This window comes from Flavihumibacter fluminis (assembly GCF_021491375.1).
Taxonomy (GTDB): domain Bacteria; phylum Bacteroidota; class Bacteroidia; order Chitinophagales; family Chitinophagaceae; genus Flavihumibacter; species Flavihumibacter fluminis.
In genome coordinates this window covers 1,005,395-1,024,249 of record NZ_JAKEVY010000001.1, presented here as the reverse complement: position 1 = coordinate 1,024,249, position 18,855 = coordinate 1,005,395, and the positions used below count along the sequence as shown (strand labels likewise).

The window sequence follows — 18,855 nt, the reverse complement described above, 5'->3', positions numbered from 1 at the left end:
AACCATCGCATCACTATGAACGGACAGGAATTGTTGGTTAAAGCGTATCGGCACATGTGCCAGGCCAAACATATGGCGGCCACCTATGAACAACATAGGAATATCTGTAAATACGTACACAGTACATCAAGAGGGCATGAGGCTGTGCAGCTGGCTATTTCCTATCTGCTGGATCCGGCTGATTATGTGAGTCCCTATTATCGGGATGAAAGTCTGTTGCTTGGATTGGGGTTCAGTCCCTATGAGTTGATGTTGCAATTACTGGCAAAAGCTGCCGATCCGTTTACGGGGGGCAGGGCCTATTACTCGCATCCCGGTTATAGGGGGGATGACAAACCTACCATCATACAACAAAGCAGTGCCACGGGCATGCAGGTGATTCCAACTACCGGTATCGCTCAGGGTATACAATACCTTGAAAAACATCTTTCCGAAAAACTGAATATAACCAGCAACGGAAAAATGCCATTGGTTGTGTGTTCCTTGGGCGATGCAAGTGTAACGGAAGGAGAAGTAAGCGAAGCTTTTCAGTTTGCTGTACTCAAAAAATTACCAATACTTTACCTGGTTCAGGACAATCGTTGGGGGATCAGCGTATCAGCCGATGAATCCCGGGTAATGGATGCGTATGAATATGCTGCGGGCTTTCCCGGAATGTCAAGGGCGCGGGTGGATGGCAGTGATTTTGAAGCCTGCTACCAGCTATTTCAGGAGGTAACTGAAAGCATCAGAAGGGAGCGGTCTCCCTGGCTAATCCAGGCAAATGTCCCATTGCTTGGGCATCATACCAGCGGTGTGCGAAAAGAATTCTACCGAACGGAAGAGGACCTGAAAATGCATGCCCTGAGAGATCCTGGCCCACTGTTAAGAGAACGACTATTGGCCGCAGGTGTATCAATGGATGAACTTGCTGACATCGATAAAGCCGCTGAACAGGAAGTGCGGCTGGCTTTTCAGCAGGCAGTTGAAGCTGCAGATCCGGATCCCGCCACTGTGCAATCACATGTATTTGTACCCACTACTGTTACTGTAGAAACCGGTCAGCGGGAAACGACAAAAGCAGAAAAGATCAACATGGTGGATGCTGCTCTCTTTGCCATCCGCGAGATCATGGAAGAATTCCCTGAAGCAGTTTTGTATGGCCAGGATGTAGGTCGCAGGCTGGGTGGTGTTTTCCGCGAAGCTGCGACCCTCGCGGAACAGTTTGGGGATCATCGGGTGTTCAATACTGCGATCCAGGAAGCTTATATAATAGGTTCTACTTCCGGAATGAGTGCAGTTGGGTTGAAACCGATAGTGGAGGTTCAGTTTGCCGATTATATTTATCCCGGACTCAACCAGCTGGTTTCTGAAATCTCAAAATCGTCCTATTTGAGCTGCGGAAAATTTCCGGTTCAAACCCTGATCCGGGTCCCCGTTGGCGCTTATGGGGGAGGCGGTCCTTATCATAGTGGAAGTATTGAATCCACCCTGTTGAGCATTAAAGGCATTAAGGTGGTTTATCCTTCCAATGCAGCTGATATGAAAGGATTGATGAAAGCAGCTTTCCTGGATCCCAACCCGGTTGTGATGCTTGAACATAAAGGTCTTTACTGGAGTAAGGTTCCGGGAACTGAATCTGCCAAACAGCCGGAACCCGGGGCTGATTACCGCATTCCCCTTGGAAAAGCAAGGATTGCATTGCCTGCTTTTAAACAAGCTGTTATGCAGGGAGATTCCTGTTGTATAATCACCTATGGAATGGGGGTTTATTGGGCTAAAGCGGCTGCCATGCATTTCCCGGGACAAGTGGAGGTAGTTGATCTCCGTTGTTTGTTTCCGTTAGATGAGGAACTGGTATTTGATACCGTCAAACAACATGGAAAATGCCTGGTGCTTACAGAGGAGCAACAACATAATTCATTTGCTGAAGCATTGGCTGGCCGCATCAGCAAAGCCTGTTTTCAATGGCTGGATGCTCCGGTTGATGTTATGGGAGCATTGAATTTACCCGCTGTTCCCATGAATGCGGCATTGGAGGCGGCTATGCTACCCTCTGCTGACAAACTACGGGGGCGAATAGGTCAGTTGCTGTCGTATTAACGGGTCTTCACTTTTTTCTAACATCTTGATCATTCTGTTCATCCTGTATTATTCCCACTGGTGTATAATTAGGTTTTTTGTGTTGGTTGTTCTGTAGATATTTATCTCCGAATCGTTTCGTATAAATTCTGCAAACCAAACCTATCTCAATGAAAAATAGAATGTTGAAAGGGGCACACCTTTCAGAAAGAAAATGCAGGGAGATTTTACATTATTTCTGCGAAGACTTAACTGCTACCCAGATTGCTGCCATAACAGGAGTGAGCCGTGTTACAGTAAATGCTTACCTGAAACTGATCCGTACGCGATTGGCACAATTTTGTGAAGATACATTTCCTCTACACCATTTACCTGAAAATGTCGTTTCTCTGAAAGGGTCTTTAAGCGGATTGCCTAAAACCTCCTATTTTGGATTTACGCGTTATAACGGTCATGTATATGCGACCGGATTGGAGAATATTACAAAAGAGCATTTGCTGAACTGGCAGAAGCAGCACAATGGACAGCCTGGTTCAGAAATGCAAAGTATTCAGGCAGTTGCGGATTTCAACAACTGGCGGTTATACAGGAGAGATATGCTGGCAGCCGGTGCTACGACCAATGGGGATGAAATTTCTGGCTTCTGGGGTCTAACCCGCAACAGACTGATGAAATTTCGCGGAGTAAACCGGAATACCCTCTACCTGCATATCAAGGAATGTGAATTCAGATACAATCATCGCAACGAAAACATGCAGGCTAAACTGCTTCAACTTATAAATAAGCATCCTTTGCACGAAGTGCATATGCAATAAAAATTTCTTTATTTCTCATGTGTGTGAACGCGGGTAGTTTCTACTACCTGCTTTTTTTGTTATGACCAGAATCATAATAGATGTAAGCTGGGTGTAATAGCTTAGATTATTAAATACACCCTAAAAATAACAGTATGAGAAATTGGATTCCCCTCCTGATTGGAGCATCCCTCCTGATGCATTCCTGCGGCGATCAGGCCGCTTCTGACAATGCTGCCGCTGCCGTTGAAACACCGCTAAGCGGACAATCTGCGGTTAAGGACGATGATTCCCAGAAAGACGTTGTAAAAGTGGCAATTGGAAGTGCAGATCATTCGACACTGGTGAAAGCTGTGCAGGCTGCCGGATTAGTAGATGTGCTTTCCAACGCAGGTCCCTTTACCGTTTTTGCGCCCACGAATGCAGCATTTGACAAATTGCCTGCGGGAACACTGGATAAATTAATGCAACCGTCCAGCAAAGCTGACCTGGAAAATATTCTTCAATACCATGTGTATGTGGGCGTAATTAAAACCGATCTGATGAACGATGGTCAGGTATTGGGGCAGGCAAATGGTGGCAATATCACGATTTCAGTAAAAGACGGAAAAGTGATGGTGAACGGTAAAGCTACCATTCTGGCTTCAGTGCCGGCCAGTAACGGAATCATTCATGTGATTGATGAGGTGTTGTTGCCATGAACAATTTTAAGTTCCATAACGAGCGCAATTGATTGCGCTCGTTGTTTTATTAATTCCGTATTATCTCCCTCAAACAGCTCATCTGCTGTATTTTTAAACAGCAGTAGCCATTCCGCAAAATCTGCCCTGCTCAACGGAAATTCCTGGTGTAATTGTTTATGCACAGCCATCGGATTTCCATTGTACTGCCCGGTATAAAACAAAATGTTTTCCCAGAAATTATACATAATTGGCAGATGGTGTTCCCAATTTACCTTCCTGTCTGTAGTAAAAAAATGACCGATCTGATCATTTGTTTTTACCTGTTCATAAAAACGATTGATCAATAATTCAATATCCGAACGATTAGCGATATCTTTTTTCATCTGGATGCAGTTGTTTAAAGGTCCTTATTTTTAAACCTACGAATCGCAAATAGGATAGGGATGGTCATCCAGCCGAGCATTACCAGAATTACCAATACGGCTCCGAATCCATTTCCAAAGAAGTCATGGAATAAGGCACCTGTTAAACCCATCATGGCAGAAATGTCGAGCTGAAGTAACATTCCGATTCTACCCAGGTCAATTGGGTTCAGCATACTCATACCAATCATGGTTGTTTCCAGTGGATAGTCAGCCATCTGGAATAAAACCAGCAATACTATTCCATCGTAAATGAATGTGAAATAAAACCATAACAGGAGGGATACGCCGATGCCTTTTGCTTTATCACGGGTAAGTACAGCCGAAAGTGTGGCCAGCGAGGAAAATACAATTGTCAGGGCTGCACTTGTCAAAAACAAGCTGAGTCCGGAAACTGTGGGTTGTAGTATCAGAAGCGGTAATCCGATTCCCATGATCAGGGCGATCAGTAATGCTGTAATCATACCAAGGTAAACACCCCAAAGCAAGCGCGATCGACGGATTGGCTGAGCAACCAGTAATTCAATGAATTCAGCACTGTTGTACAAATAGATGGTACAGAAAATGCTGCTTACAAGCGGCACAATCAGCAAACTGATATTCATAAGGCTCATGACCGCCTTTGCTGGGTTGTCTTCCATCATGAATAAACTGATGCTGACAACAGCCAGCAAGACTGTATAGGCCAGGATTACACGGTTCCGTAATATATCAAGCAGGCTGTATTTAATAATCTTTTTCATCGTTGTGCCGTTTTCTGTAACATGATTTGTGCCATCACCTTATTCAGTTTGGCTTCCCCGGTTTTTTTCTGCAATTCAGCAACCGATTCATGAAATCGGAGTTGTCCTTCCTGCAGATAAATAAGCTCGGATACCAGGTCGTCCAGGTCACTTAACACATGAGAGGTGATAAGGGTCAGTTTTCCCTTTGCTTTTTCTTTTAAGATTTTGGCTTTCAGGATTTCGCTTGCAACTGGATCAAGTCCGGCAGTTGGCTCATCCAGTATCAGGATATCCGGCTTGAATAAAAAAGCAAGGCAGGCACTAACCTTCTGACGTGTTCCACCTGATAGTGTTCTCATGCGTTTGCCATACATACGAGTCAGATCAAATGCCTCGATTAATTCTTCATCCAGTTCCTGTCCGGGTTTATACCGAATGTCCCTCACCATGTCAATGACCTGTTCAATGGTCATATTATCCGGGAAACGGCTGATCTGGGGCATATATCCTATATGTTGCCGGTATTCCCAGGTACGATGTATGTTTTCGTGGTTAACGGTTATAAAACCACTATCGGGAATAACCATGCCTAACAGGCATTTGATGAAGGTGGTTTTGCCCGAACCGTTTGGTCCGATCAGAGCGATGGTTTGTCCTTTATTACAACTCAGGCTGATGCTGTCAAGAGCTACCAGTCGCCCGAACTTTTTCTGTACATTAGTTGCGATAATCATAGCGGGAAGGGTTTCATACTGGGTTGATCGTCTTTCAGTTTTTCCGGAGTGATGCCGGGCATGATTTTTTCCGCTTTTTCCAGTAAACCCACCATTGGGCTGCGAAATAACATCATGGCACTGTTGTTACGTTCCACGATCAGGGCAAAAAGGCTGAGGGGACGGTAAGGGACATCTCCCATACCATCCCGGTTTAAATCATACCCTTCGTATTTATCCCAGTAATTTTCATTAAAACTGTTTAGTACCAGACTTCCGTTGGTAGCAATATCAAAGCTGTTGGCAATGAAATTGTTTTTACGGATAACATTATTATCACAGGACGCCTGGATGCGAATGGCATATCCATTCTGCAAAAACCGGTTAGCGAAAATGGTTAGCCGGCTGGATCCTTCCATGTAGATGGCAGCCGTATTGCGGGAAAATTCATTGTATGCGGCGTAGCTGTCTGAAATATCCTTAAGCAAAATTCCATATGCTGCGCTACCCCAGTTATCCAGGAAATGATTTCGAATCATGGTTACCTGCCGGCTGTACATAACCGCAACACCTGCTCCATTTTCACTGAATGTGTTATTGGTGTAAATATCCTGGTGAGAAAACATAAAATGTAATCCATACCGGATATTCTGATGACTTTTGTTATTGGTAATAGTAGACTCGGTTACAAACTCAAAATAGATACCATCCCGATGGCCGCTGATGAAATTTCCATCAATCACAAGATGGTCGCTTTTCCAGGCATGGATGCCATTGCCTGCTTCCAGTTCACTGCCACCGGTGCTGGTGATATCATTGTTGGCGATCAGGCTGAAGGAGGCATGCTGGCAATAAATGCCAAAAAAATTCTCCCTTAACCGGTTATTACGAAGCCCTACATAGGAGGCCTGCTTGATTCGTACGGCTGCCAGTTCATCCATACTACTGTAACCGGAGCGAATAATTTCGAAACCCTGAACTACCACATGATCTGCAGTAATTGTTAATACTTCGTATTTCTTCTCTCCATCTAATACCGGGTAGCCAATTCCCTGCAAGACGAGTTGCTTATTGATAAGTATTCCTTTTTCCCGATACGTGCCAGGCATAACTTTAATCAGATCGCCTTTGGATGCTTTATTGATGGCAGCCTGAATCGACTCTCCGGGTTTCACCAGGTGTTCTGCTGCTTGTGCCGGCAGGAGTATCACCAATTGTGCACAGATAATAATATAAAGGAGACGAATCATGGCTGAACTTGTTCTTTCCAGGATGTATTTTTTCCAGGTTTGGAGGTGCTGAATTGTTGTCTTGCTGCTTCTGTAGCGAATGCCGCAATGTTGCCACCCATCGGTCCCCGAATTTCATTTGACTGATAAAGAAAAGCCTTCTCCAGTTCCAGCAAGTTCCCCGGGCTATCATAATCACTCATGTATGCCTGGTAAGTTCCGGTAGTGCCGGGAGAACCTTCACGGATATATTCAACAAGGCAGGTAATATCATCGAAATAATAGGGTTTGCCTTTATCGGAAAGCAATTCGGTTCCAAATTGCTGATTCATCAATGTCATTTTGCAATAATTGCATTCCTGCTTGCCATAGGGAATTGGCTGAGGTCCACTGGCACAACCAGTGAAGAAAAGGCTGCCGGTCAGCAGCAATAGAAATGCAGGTCCGATACTGCGTTTTTTTCTGATAGCTTTTAGTTCGAGCCATCCTCCGATCAGCAGTAATACGCCCACCACCACAAAGATCCATCCCCCAATATCGGGCATAGAGTAGGCCCCGAAATTGAGTAACTGCTTGTAGCCGAGCAGGGGGGGCTGATAGGATTGTCCGGGTACCTTAATAGCGGCAGCCGGATCCAGATTGTGTCCGTAATTATAAAGCCAGTGATAAAAATCGAGCATGGCTACAATACCAAACAATAAGAGAAATCCAAACCAGGTGAAATAAAACCATTTACGGTTAATGATTGCTGTTAGTATTCCAAATGCGGCCAGGGTTAGGATAATATAGGGCAGTACCTGGAATTCAACAAAGTCTTTTTCTTCAATATGTTTCATTCCGATATAGTGATTGAGTCCATTGATCACATCTATATCGCCTCCAATTTTACCTGCATGAATCTGCAGAAAAAGACCTTCCGGATATTGCGGTGCAACCAGGTCAATCCTCCAGATCGGAAGAAAAAATACCAGTGCCAACGCAATTGCAGACACCAGGCTGATGATTCGGGTAATTGGAGATAACCTTGTGTTCATGATCGGTGTTTTAAAGAGAAGGCAGGCAGTACCTGCCTTCTCGATTTATTAGTGGCCATTGCTATTGTTCTCTTTTGACTTCGCATCGGAACTGTTTTTTCCAAGGCTAAATGTCAGTGGAACGGTGGATCCTTTCGGACTTACCCGAACATAACCAGACATTTCCTGGTGCAGTGCACTACAGAAGTCAGTACAATAAATCGGGAATATTCCGGTTTTTTCAGGCACCCATTTGAGGGTTTGTGTTTCACCCGGCATAACCAGCAATTCACCGTTATTGGCGCCTTTTACTGCAAAGCCGTGCGGTACGTCCCAGTCCTGCTCCAGGTTGGTTACGTGGAAGTATACTTCATCTCCAACTTTCACTCCTTCAATATTATCCGGGGAGAAGTGAGAACGAATGGCAGTAATGTACACATGTACTTTATTGCCTTCCCGAACGACTTTACTTTCTTTCTCGCCTTTGGCTACATAAGGGTGATTGTTTTCTTCAATCTTGAAGATTTTCACTGAATTTTTGCTGATCAGTTCAGCAGGAGCGGATTGTGCATAATGCGGTTCACCAATAGTGGGGAAGTCATTGATCAGTTGCATTTTATCGCCGCTGATATCATAAATCTGTGCACTCTGAGCTAGTTCAGGTCCGGTAGGAAGATAACGGTCTTTGGTGATTTTGTTATAACCGACCACATATTTCGGACTGGGTTTTTTGCTATCGCCACCAGGAATGCTCAGGTGACCGATGGAATAGAAAGTAGGAGCACGATCCAATACTTTCAGATCTTTGATGTTCCACTTAACGATTTCTGATGATACAAAGAAAGAAGTATAGGCATTTCCTTTGCCGTCGAATTCAGTGTGCAAAGGTCCAAGACCTGGCTTCTGAACTTCACCGTGCAGGGCTTCTTCGTACTTGATCACCGGTATGCCTTCGTATTCGCCTTCAAATGCTTTGGCTGCAATTGCTTTCTGCATTTTAGTGTAAGAGAATACAGGGATCAGGGCAGCCAATTTACCAGAACCTACAATGTATTCACCAGTTGGATCCACATCACATCCGTGTGGTGATTTCGGACAGGGAATCAGGTAACAGATATCCTTAAGCGCTACACCATCCAGTACAGTAACTTCTTCAAGTATTTCATGTTTACCGGTATGAGTGGATTCATCCCAGGTATTACGTGCGTAACGTACTTTTTCTTTTTTACCTTTTCCTGCTTTCAGGTATTCTTCGGCTTTTTTCCAGTTTACGGCGAGGATAAAGTCCTTGTCTTTCTGGGAAGCGTTTACTTCCAGCAGTGTATTCGCCTGTTCACTGTTGTAGCAGGAGAAAAAGAACCAGCCGTGGCTCGGACCTTTACCGGCATGGCTAAGGTCGAAGTTTACACCCGGCAGCAGGAGTTGAAATGCTATGTCCATTTTACCATCTTCCTTACCAACACTGATAAAGCTGATGGTACCTTTGAAATTCTCTTTGTAGGTGCTGATGGGAACATCTCCGTTTGCATAGTCAACCGGAACGCTGAAACGGGTACCCGCTACAACGTATTCGGTATTTTCTGTAATGAAGGGGGAGGAGTGGTTACCGGCGCTGTTAGGTAGCTCAATGATTTCCGCAGTACGGAAGGTTTTTAAATCTACGCGGGCCACGCGGGGGGTATTGTTGGCATTCCCAAAAACCCAGCGACCATCGATTTCACCATTCGTCTGTGATAACTCAGTGTGGTGCAGATCGTCCCAGGGAATAAAACCATGGGAAGTCATCAGCATGGGCTTGGTTTCTTCGGAATAACCCCAGCCTTTTTCAGGGTCAACGGAAAAAACGGGAATTACACGGAAAAGACGACCGCTGGGAAGACCGTAAACGCTTAATTGTCCGCTAAAGCCTCCGGAAACAAAGTTGTAAAACTCGTCGTATTTACCCGGTGGAACATAGGCTTTTACAGCAGCATCGCCACTAACAGCGGAACTGGTGTTTTTAGGTTTGCAGGCCTGGAAACCGACGGCGAGTAGTGCCGCCGTTCCAAGGCTCAATTTGAGAAACGCATTCATGTTTGTTATTTTAGGGTTGATGTATTATTGGACCCCGTCATTTTTGCGCATGAATTCATACACATTACGGGCATCTTCATCGCTTAGGTTTTGATTGGGCATTCTAACCAGACATATTTCAAGTTGTGCCTGTGCTTTTGGATCGGTATTCAGCATTTCGTCCACATTGGTAACGAAATTCATAATCCAGGCAGCGGTATTACGCTTGGTAACATCTTTCCAACCCGGACCAACCAGGCGTTCATCACTTAGTTTATGGCAGGAAGAACATTTAACATCATACACAGATTGACCCTTATCTGCAAGGGCCGCATCCAGTTTTTCCGGTATCTGAATATCTTTGAATTTACCAACACCATCCGGGTTATCTGCGGGGGTGGGTGTGGAAGAGCTGCTGGCAGAGGAGGCTGCTTCATCAGAAGCTGTGTTGTCTTGCTGGGTACCACCGCCACAGGCATAAATCATTGCTGCGATGCCGGCGAGGAGGAGGAGCTTTTTCATGGTGAGTAATTTTATTGTACAAAAGATTATGATGCAATGTTAGCAGAGTGTGATCCGGGTAAATATGATTGGGGTCATATTTCGCCAGGAATTTCCCTAAACTGATGAAGATCATATGAATAAGTGATTGCAGTCACAGATAACCCTGACAAACTCAACCGGATTCAGTACATTTATCATGATTCTGCTGGACCCCCGTGAATAGATTTGTTGAACGAAATGCCAAACAACATGTCAACAGCTTTCATTTCCGAGGAAACACTGCTGAGTTATGGTGCCACCTACAAGAAAGTAAATAAAGGCGATCTGATCTTCATGGAAGGAGGTACTGCCTGTTTTTATTATCAATTAGTAGAGGGCAGGGTACGTTGGGTAAACATCAATGAAGATGGCCGCGAATTTATCCAGGTGATGATTGAGCCTGGTGAATCCTTCGGAGAATTTCCTCTTTTTGACGATCAGCCCTATGCGGCTTCAGCCATTGCGGATGATGATTGTGTTTTACTTCGTTTGCACAAAACCAATTTTCACCAGATGCTCCGGAGTAATTACGAAATCCATTTTAATTTTACCAGACTGTTGGTATCAAGGCTTCGGTTTAAATTCCTGACATTACGGGAACTGGCTTATAATAATCCGGAGCAACGAATCTCTACCATGCTGAATTATTACAAGCGGTTGCGGGGTATTGAACAGAAACCCTGCAAGTTGCATCTAACCCGTCAGCAATTGGCAGATATGACTGGGTTAAGGGTTGAAACAGTAATTCGTACCATTCGAACCCTGCATGAAAGAGGAAGGCTTACCATCCAGCGGGGAAAAGTTTTTTATTAAAAGAACCTGATTGCGATCATCTTTTTTATTGTTTTCAGGGTGTTTTTTTGCAGCAAAAACCGGTATGAATGCAACGGCAAACAAGTGGATCCGGCTGGCTTTATTTAATCTGCTGCTGGTAGCAGTAGCGGGGCTTCTACTACGATTGAAAATATTGTTACCCATACCCTGGATTCACCACAAACATTTATTACACGCACATTCTCATTTTGCTTTTGCAGGATGGATCAGTCTCTTTTTGATGGGTGCGATCATTGGCCTCTTACCGGAGCAGAAAGCAAAAACCTATAATACCCTGCTTGGAATTTATACCGCTACCGCCTACGGAATGTTATTGAGTTTTCCTTTTCAGGGATATGGACCGATATCCATCTTTTTTTCCACCGCATCCGTTCTTGCAGGCTGGTGGTTTGCTTACAAAGTCTGGAAGGAGGAATTGTTTGCCAAATCAGGGCAATTGGTATTTCGGTTGATCCGTTGGTCGGTACTTTTCCTTGTATTGTCTTCCCTGGGAACTTTTTACCTGGCCTGGTTGATGGGCAATCACATTAATAAAGCGGAACTCTATTTTGGTGCTGTTTATTTTTACCTGCATTTTCAGTACAATGGTTGGTTTCTCTTCGGGGTATTGGCGCTCGTGGTTTCCCGGCTTTCACCGGATGTACAGAATCGCCTGGTTAAGCTGTTGATCGGCCTGGCATGGGTATCGATCCCTGCCTATTTCTTATCCGCACTTTGGATGAGATTGCCCTTGTGGATGTTGACTGCTGCCTGGATTGCTGCCCTGCTTCAACCGGTTTTGATAATCCTTGTATTACGTAAGCTCTATCCCGGAGTACGGGATACCCTAAAATACAGAGGTTTACAGCAGATTTGGTTTTTATCACTTGTGGCCTTTTGCATCAAGATCCTCCTTCAAAGTTTATCGATAATACCTGGGTTAAGTAGCTATGCATTTGCTTACAGGCCCGTAGTGATCGGTTATCTGCACCTGGTTTTACTGGGTTTTGTGAGTTTATTCCTGCTGGGCTGGATGATGGAGAAAAACCTGCTGCCGATGCGTGGAGGACAATTGAGTAACTGGTGCCGGTTATTCATTGCAGGAATTTTACTGACAGAACTTACGTTAATGGCCCAGGGAATTACTGCCATGTTTTACTGGGCGATTCCACATACCAATGAAATGTTACTGTTTTCAGCAATCTGTTTGTTCCTGGGTATTGCAGGGATGAATTGGGAAAGCCGCAAATTGGCAATTGCAGGTTTTCCTATCTCCGCTGGCCTGCAGCATGCCCGATGATTTGTACTCCAAAACGATTTTTGATGCTGTCAATCGCCTGGTAAAGGCGGATGGATTCCTGGCTGTCTTCAAACAAATTGATCTGATGATTTCCTGGTATGAGGTGCGTGAAACGTACGCCAATGAGTCGCACCAATAAGCGACGGTCATATAATGCGGTAAATAAATGTTTGGCAGTTGAAATGAGAATATGATCCGCACTGCTGTAAGGTATAGATAATTGTTTGGTATGGGTATCAAAATTGGCGTACCGGATTTTGACAGTGACGCAACCCGTCAATTTATTTTGTTGCCGCAGTTCATAGGCGATTTTTTCGGTTAACCGTACCAGTTCCTGCTGGAGAAACTGCATGTCAATCGTATCGTTTGAAAAAGTTTCTTCACTTGAAATTGATTTCTGTTCACGGTATGGTACAACCGGAGAATTATCCATTCCCTGTGCCTTTTTCCAAAGATCCAGTCCGCTTTTTCCCATCAGGTTATGCATCAGGCGCACAGGTATTTCACTCAGGGTTTTGATTGTTTCAACTCCCATTCGATTCAAAAGCTGAGCCGTTTCTTTTCCAACTCCCGGCATCTTTTGTACGGCGAGCGGTGCGAGAAAGGATTTCTCATTACCAAAGGGTATTTCCAATTGTCCATTGGGTTTTACTTCATTGGTGCCTACTTTACTAATCAGTTTGTTGCTGGCCAGTGCATAGGAGATGGGCAAGCCACTTTCGTTAAAAATTGTTTTTTTTAATTCCGCTGTGAACAGGCTGCAGCCAAAGTATTTATCCATTCCGCTCAGATCAATATAAAACTCATCAATGGATGATTTTTCAAAAACGGGTACTTTTTCGGCAATGATGCTGGTGACGAGTTTTGAATAATAACTGTATTGTTCCATATCGCCACTTATAATAATAGCCTGCGGACATAAGCGCCGGGCCAGTTTCATTGGCATCGCGCTGTGAATGCCAAAACTGCGCGCTTCGTAACTGCAGGCAGCAACCACCCCACGGTCACCGGATCCTCCCACAATCAGAGGCTTTCCCCGAAAGTCAGAATTCCGCAGGCATTCCACCGATACGAAAAAAGCATCGAGATCAAGGTGGGCGATATGGCGGGCAAGGAACATGTGGAAGTAAGAAGTTAGAAGTGAGAAGTGAAACGTGAGACGTGAGATGTGAGACGTGAAAAAATATTAGCCTGTGGGGGGAAGGAGATGGGGATATGCTGCCTGCCTGGAGTTGCGGGGTTTGAGCCCGATTTTTTTTAGGTAAGAGACTTCGAGGTTGAGTACGCCGAAATCTTCCACTACGGTTCCTGTGAGTGCATAGAATCCATTTCCCTGTAAGGGATAACGTTGAAGGCAATCCGGAAAATGAATGGTATCAAGCCAGTTGAGTGCTGCATCTATGAAGGTTCCGAAACACATGAGATCCCCTTTGATTGTTCGCACCGGCTTGTAAGTGATTAGATAACCCAGCATAGTAATTTTTTCACCTTTATACTGCTCCAGTAAAGCCGCTGGAATGTATTGATCCAGGTCGGTGTCTGCCAATGGAAATGGGTTGGAAAGAGGGAAGTCGAGCAGTTCCATTTCATCGTACAAATCTTCCAGCGGATAAGCAGGTAGTTCCGGTAGCTGGAAACTAAGAGGTGCTTCTTCAAACAGCGCCGGATGCAATTGTTTTTCCTTTGATTTACCCGGCTCCTGCCAGAGATTGGCTTCCCAAAGCAATTCTTTTTTACTTTTTCCTGTGAAACGAAAGGCATTCAAACGGATCAGGCAGTTTAATGATTCTTTCCCGATGCCGCTACGTTCCACCAGGTCTGCCAGGCTTTTATAGGATCCACCCCTTTTTCTTTCTTCAATCAAGTATTCTGCTGCTTTCTGTTCAAGTGATTTTATATGAACAAATCCGGTATAGACATCCTGTCCTTTTATGCAGGTGTACCAGTCGCTATTGTTGATACAGGGTGCATGAATGGTAGCTCCGGTTTTGGAGAGTTCGTAGAAATATAACTCGCGACTGTAAAAACCTCCAAAATTATTGATCACCGCAACCATGAACTCCTGCGGGTAATAGGTTTTCAGATAAAGACTCTGGTAACTCTCCACGGCAAAAGACGCGGAATGAGCTTTGGAAAAACTGTATCCTCCAAAACTTTCTATTTGTCGCCATACCTCGGCAACGACCGCCGGATCATAACCTCGTTCTTTACAATTGGAAAAGAAGTTTTCTTTGATGCGAATCATCTCATCATTACCTCTGTATTTTCCGCTCATGGCCCTTCGCAGGATATCTGCTTCTCCCATATCAATACCGGCAAAATGATGCGCTACCTTTATCACATCTTCCTGGTACACCATGACCCCATAGGTTTCCTCGAGTAATTCCTTCATGATAGGATGAATGTATTCAAAGGAGTCGGGTTTGTGGTAACGTTCGATATAAGCTTTCATCATACCGCTGCTGGCTACTCCAGGGCGTATAATGGAACTTGCAGCTACCAGTGTGAGGTAATCATCACATTCCAGCTTTTTGAGTAACTGGCGCATAGCCGGACTCTCAATATAAAAACAACCAATCGTTTGAACCGAACGGATCTGGTTTCGAACTCCCGGATCTTTTTTGAATTTTTCAATCTCGTGAATATTAATGCTGATGTTTTTGTTTTCACGCACGATGCGGATGGCTTCCTTGATATGCCCCAACCCCCGTTGACTAAGAATATCCAGTTTGTACAGTCCGATGTTTTCCGCTACAAACATGTCAATTTGTGCTGTTGGAAATCCCTTGGGAGGCATGAAAACTCCTGTGTATTGATAAATCGATGCTTCACTGATCAACATGCCGCCAGGATGTATGCTAAGGTGGTTGGGAAAATTTTTAAGCAACTGGCCATATTGCAGGATGAGCTGCTGAATCTTATCTTCTGCTTTAGTCGGATCAAAATCGGAAGAGCGTGAATAATAGCCTTTGGTTGCCAACTGATCAATTTCCCCTTTTGGTAATCCGAACACTTTTCCTAATTCACGAATCAGTGCATTGTATTGAAAAGTGGTTACCATGCCAAGCAGGGCTACCTGTTTTTTGCCGTATCGTTTGAAGACATAGTCTATCACATCATCGCGATCAAGCCAGGAAAAGTCAATGTCAAAATCAGGCGGACTGGTACGATGTGGGTTTAGGAATCGTTCGAAATAAAGATCGAGTTCAATAGGGTTCACATCGGTGATCTGTAAGCAGAAAGCAACAATCGAGTTGGCGCCGCTTCCTCTTCCTACATAAAAATAACCTCGGTTTTGTGCATAGCGGATGATGTCCCAGGTGATGAGGAAATAAGAGTTAAATCCTAACTGATTGATGATGGCTAATTCTTTTTTAACCCGATCAATTGCGGTTTTATTTCGTCTGCCATAACGCAGTACACAGCCATCCATCGCTAATTTTTCCAACAGCATCCGATCGTCTTCAGGAGTGGAGCTAAAAGTTTTTTTGTTTTTATCTGTGTGTAGCTCCATCTCTATCGAACAGGCTTCCATCAACCGATAGGTATTGGTAATAATGAACGGATATTGAGCAAATGCTTTCAGTATTTTTTCCGGCGACTGGAAGATCTCTATTTCTCCAGCCTGCTGTTCATGAGTAAGTCTGGATAAAAGTACATTGTTATCAATCGCTCTTAACAAACGGTGGGCATTGAAAAAACGTTTGTTTAAAAAACTAACCGGCTGTAGGACAATTAGTTTATGGCGATAACGGTCTATAGGAAAGCTAAAAATTTTAGTAATTTGATCCATACGAATACCAATCCATTCGTTATTCGCTAATTTTTCAGGAAAAAAGAAAGCTATGGAATAGATGATGGCAACATTTTCAGGCTTGGAAAAAAACGTTTCCACACCTGGTTGCTCCGGAAATGCCCGTTCTTCCTGAAGATGAAAGGAAAGAAATTGGTTGATCTGCTCAAAGCCATTTGTATTAAGTGCCAGCAGAACATAACAAAATCGTTCCTTGTTCCGGATCTCTACGCCCAGTATGGGTTTGATGTTTTTTTTCAGGCACAAACTGTAAAAATCCCAGGCATCTGAAACATTGTTGATATTGGTGAGCGCAAGTGATTCAATCCCGTTTTTTTCGGCAAGATCTACCAATTCCTGGGTTGAAAATGTGCCGTATCGAAGGCTGAAATAGGTTTTGCAGTTGAGGTACATGGTAAGTTTCTTTCGTGAAAGCCGGGCCGTAAAAATACTAAAAAAATTAGTATTTCAAAACTGCTTTTGTGACGGAGGTTACAAAATGGCTGTAGCAAACTGAATAGTTTTGTGTCATGAAAAAGATGTTCTTATTGGCTTTAACCGGCTGGCTGATTTTTTGTACGTTGCAAACGGATGCTGGTAAGGAAATTACCTCCGCTCCAACTGCTGCTGCTGCAGTTGATCGGTTACTTGAGGGCAACAAGCGATACACGCAGTATGAGCCTATTCATCCGGATGAATCCAGGTTGAGAAGAAAGGAGTTGACGAAAGGACAGCACCCGTATGCGGTGGTTGTAACCTGTTCTGATAGCCGGGTTTCACCTGAACTGGTTTTTGATCAGGGGCTTGGTGATATTTTCGTAATTCGTACAGCAGGTAATATCATGGGAGAAATTGAACTGGGCAGTATAGAATATGCAGTAGAACATTTGAATGTGCCACTGGTTATGGTAGTTGGTCATGAAGGATGTGGAGCGATCGGTGCTTATGTGAAAGGGGAGCATGCATCCGGCTACCTGAAAACAATTATAGACAGCATTGCTGCAGAGAGCGAAATAAAGGCCTTGAAGATTAAGGGTGATCAGGTGTTTGATCATTTTGTAAAAGCCAATATTCAGCATGGTGTGCGGGAAATTATTCAATCCTCGCCGGTGATCAGGGAACGGGTAGCCAACGGCGCTCTTACTGTAATGGGGGGGTATGAAAGACTGGTAGATGGAAAAGTGGAGCCGCTGCAAAGCAACTGATAACACGATTTTCTCAATTAATACAACTGGTAATTTGTACAGCTTTTCTGTTGATTGATCTTGCCTGAAAATTTCAGGGATGAGTACTTGTATAGAAAACAAATTAACGGGACAACGAATCGTGTTTCTTATGGAAGGCATAGGGGAGGAACAATTGGTAATGCGCATGTCGTACAGAGGTAAAGGAATGGCTCCACCTTTGCATTATCATATTGCCCAGGAGGAAAAGTTTTCTGTTATCAGTGGAGAATTGATGTTGTATCACCAGGGTAAACTGGACCGGATTAAAGCAGGTCATTCATTTCATATTGAACCCTTTCAGGAACATGCGATGTGGAATGCGCTGGATGGTTGTACAGAATTAGATTGGATGGTATACCCCGCACTGAATACTGCCGTTTTTTTGAGGGAAAGTTTCGCCATGGCCAATAAGCAATTTGAAAGGGGGAAAAAGGATCTTAGTTTAAAACATAAAATCGGGTTGGCATATAAGTATGAGCAGGAGATCAGATTAAAGTCTGTTCCCTTATTCCTGGTTCACTTTCTGCATGCCTTACTATTCCCCAAAAAACATTTTGGCAAAATTTCCCGCAGAACTGATTTTGCTGCAGAACGTATTATGCAATAGCCGGAATTGTTGCAGCCGGGAAGAGCTGGTATTTACAGATAGCGGTAAGCTGATAAGCTTTTTCCCGGTTATAAAGTTGTTGTGTGTTTAATTGATCCGGTTGTATAGCATCGAGTTCCAGCTCAATTTTATCCAGGAACCGTTTCGTAACGTATCCGTTTACTTTATGTTCTTTCAAACTCCTGATCGCCGCATTGAAATAGCGGGTGACATGATCTGTTGTTGGAGCCTGCAAAATTTTACTAACCAGTTTACACCTGTAGTCATCCAAGTTTTTAGCCATAACAGTACCAAATGGTTTTACAGTTTAACCCAAAATTTTAATTGATCATTTATTTCTGTGGCTACCAGTTGGAAAGAGGGAGGGATTTCCGTTTCCAGGCTGTGGTAAGTAACCAGACGGGTACCTTCAGGGGCTTTGCACAATTGTTTATAAAGATAATGACTGTAGTAATTGAATAAGTCGCTTGAAAAAGAAATTTGATCATCAATTTTTTCACTATCAACAATATACTCGTAAAAGGAGTTGTAAAAATAAAAGTGATCGAAGTCCTTGAAATTCAAGTCGGTAATGTTTCCATGCAAAAACTCAACATTCGTTAGTCCGGTTATTTCAAGAGCCTGGTTGGCATAATCTACCAGGTTGCGACGTTGCTCGATTCCCGTGAATTTCCCCTGTGGACATTCTCTGGCAGCTGCGAGGCAGAATTTACCTGCTCCGCTTCCAATGTCAAGTATTCGGTCCCCGGGTTGGGTCACCAGGAAGCGTGCTGCTTTTCTGGCTACCAGCAAGGGGGTCCAGTGCCTTCTAGCCATCTGGCTGAGTTCAACCGGATATAAGGTATGGAAAGCCGGATCGTCCTTAAACCACATGGAATAAA

18 protein-coding genes are annotated in these 18,855 nt (G+C 44.0%); 7 read left to right on the top strand and 11 right to left on the bottom strand.

The annotated features are described in order from the left end of the window. Positions 1-15 precede the first annotated feature (15 nt). From L0U88_RS04550 to L0U88_RS04540, 3 genes are all read left to right on the top strand, one after another. Positions 16-2,082: an alpha-ketoacid dehydrogenase subunit alpha/beta gene (locus tag L0U88_RS04550; RefSeq protein WP_234864425.1), complete on the top strand. Its 2,067-nt coding sequence runs from the start codon at positions 16-18 to the stop codon at positions 2,080-2,082. A gap of 149 nt (positions 2,083-2,231) precedes the next feature. After that, positions 2,232-2,876, top strand: a complete 645-nt coding sequence (locus L0U88_RS04545; RefSeq protein WP_234864424.1) for a hypothetical protein — start codon at positions 2,232-2,234, stop codon at positions 2,874-2,876. Positions 2,877-3,010: 134 nt separating this feature from the next. Then, positions 3,011-3,556, top strand: a complete 546-nt coding sequence (locus L0U88_RS04540) for a fasciclin domain-containing protein (protein ID WP_234864423.1) — start codon at positions 3,011-3,013, stop codon at positions 3,554-3,556. Here the strand turns inward: L0U88_RS04540 and L0U88_RS04535 are convergent. From L0U88_RS04535 to L0U88_RS04505, 7 genes are read right to left on the bottom strand one after another with little or no spacing between them, the layout of a single operon-like run. After that, positions 3,526-3,921: a group III truncated hemoglobin gene (locus L0U88_RS04535; protein WP_234864422.1), complete on the bottom strand. Its 396-nt coding sequence runs from the start codon at positions 3,919-3,921 to the stop codon at positions 3,526-3,528. The two genes, L0U88_RS04540 and L0U88_RS04535, sit on opposite strands and share 31 nt — an antisense overlap. A gap of 14 nt (positions 3,922-3,935) precedes the next feature. Continuing rightward, positions 3,936-4,703 (bottom strand): ABC transporter permease subunit, encoded by a 768-nt coding sequence (locus tag L0U88_RS04530; RefSeq protein ID WP_234864421.1) that lies wholly within the window; start codon positions 4,701-4,703, stop codon positions 3,936-3,938. Continuing rightward, positions 4,700-5,419, bottom strand: a complete 720-nt coding sequence (locus tag L0U88_RS04525) for an ABC transporter ATP-binding protein (protein WP_234864420.1) — start codon at positions 5,417-5,419, stop codon at positions 4,700-4,702. Before L0U88_RS04525 ends, L0U88_RS04530 begins: the two co-directional genes overlap by 4 nt. Beyond that, positions 5,416-6,648 (bottom strand): nitrous oxide reductase family maturation protein NosD, encoded by a 1,233-nt coding sequence (locus tag L0U88_RS04520; protein ID WP_234864419.1) that lies wholly within the window; start codon positions 6,646-6,648, stop codon positions 5,416-5,418. The genes L0U88_RS04525 and L0U88_RS04520 overlap by 4 nt, the downstream gene beginning before the upstream one ends. Continuing rightward, entirely contained in the window at positions 6,645-7,661 is a 1,017-nt protein-coding gene (locus L0U88_RS04515; RefSeq protein WP_234864418.1) for a nitrous oxide reductase accessory protein NosL, read from the bottom strand. The genes L0U88_RS04520 and L0U88_RS04515 overlap by 4 nt, the downstream gene beginning before the upstream one ends. Positions 7,662-7,709: 48 nt before the next feature. Next, positions 7,710-9,713 carry a Sec-dependent nitrous-oxide reductase gene (nosZ, locus tag L0U88_RS04510; RefSeq protein ID WP_234864417.1) on the bottom strand — a complete coding sequence of 668 codons (2,004 nt, stop codon included), beginning with the start codon at positions 9,711-9,713 and terminating at the stop codon, positions 7,710-7,712. 24 nt (positions 9,714-9,737) lie between these two features. Further along, the gene (locus L0U88_RS04505) at positions 9,738-10,214 is read right to left on the bottom strand and encodes a c-type cytochrome (RefSeq protein ID WP_234864416.1); all 477 of its coding nucleotides are present in this window, start codon (positions 10,212-10,214) and stop codon (positions 9,738-9,740) included. 231 nt (positions 10,215-10,445) lie between these two features. On the opposite strand from L0U88_RS04505, the gene L0U88_RS04500 reads away from it, so the two are divergent. Continuing rightward, positions 10,446-11,048 carry a Crp/Fnr family transcriptional regulator gene (locus L0U88_RS04500; protein WP_234864415.1) on the top strand — a complete coding sequence of 201 codons (603 nt, stop codon included), beginning with the start codon at positions 10,446-10,448 and terminating at the stop codon, positions 11,046-11,048. A gap of 64 nt (positions 11,049-11,112) precedes the next feature. After that, positions 11,113-12,348: a hypothetical protein gene (locus L0U88_RS04495; RefSeq protein ID WP_234864414.1), complete on the top strand. Its 1,236-nt coding sequence runs from the start codon at positions 11,113-11,115 to the stop codon at positions 12,346-12,348. On the opposite strand, the gene dinB is transcribed toward L0U88_RS04495, so the two are convergent. Both dinB and L0U88_RS04485 read right to left on the bottom strand, forming a co-directional pair. Further along, on the bottom strand, positions 12,317-13,468 hold the full coding sequence (dinB, locus tag L0U88_RS04490; protein WP_234864413.1) for a DNA polymerase IV: 1,152 nt from the start codon (positions 13,466-13,468) through the stop codon (positions 12,317-12,319). The genes L0U88_RS04495 and dinB overlap by 32 nt on opposite strands. A 66-nt stretch (positions 13,469-13,534) precedes the next feature. After that, positions 13,535-16,555 carry a DNA polymerase III subunit alpha gene (locus tag L0U88_RS04485; protein WP_234864412.1) on the bottom strand — a complete coding sequence of 1,007 codons (3,021 nt, stop codon included), beginning with the start codon at positions 16,553-16,555 and terminating at the stop codon, positions 13,535-13,537. Positions 16,556-16,671: 116 nt separating this feature from the next. Between L0U88_RS04485 and L0U88_RS04480 the strand changes: the two genes are divergently transcribed. Continuing rightward, the gene (locus tag L0U88_RS04480) at positions 16,672-17,346 is read left to right on the top strand and encodes a carbonic anhydrase (protein ID WP_234864411.1); all 675 of its coding nucleotides are present in this window, start codon (positions 16,672-16,674) and stop codon (positions 17,344-17,346) included. A gap of 79 nt (positions 17,347-17,425) precedes the next feature. Beyond that, positions 17,426-17,974: a cupin domain-containing protein gene (locus L0U88_RS04475; RefSeq protein WP_234864410.1), complete on the top strand. Its 549-nt coding sequence runs from the start codon at positions 17,426-17,428 to the stop codon at positions 17,972-17,974. Here the strand turns inward: L0U88_RS04475 and L0U88_RS04470 are convergent. Beyond that, entirely contained in the window at positions 17,964-18,257 is a 294-nt protein-coding gene (locus L0U88_RS04470) for a hypothetical protein (protein WP_234864409.1), read from the bottom strand. The genes L0U88_RS04475 and L0U88_RS04470 overlap by 11 nt on opposite strands. Before the next feature lie 17 nt (positions 18,258-18,274). Then, the gene (locus tag L0U88_RS04465) at positions 18,275-18,847 is read right to left on the bottom strand and encodes a methyltransferase domain-containing protein (RefSeq protein WP_234864408.1); all 573 of its coding nucleotides are present in this window, start codon (positions 18,845-18,847) and stop codon (positions 18,275-18,277) included. Between the last annotated feature and the right edge of the window lie 8 nt (positions 18,848-18,855).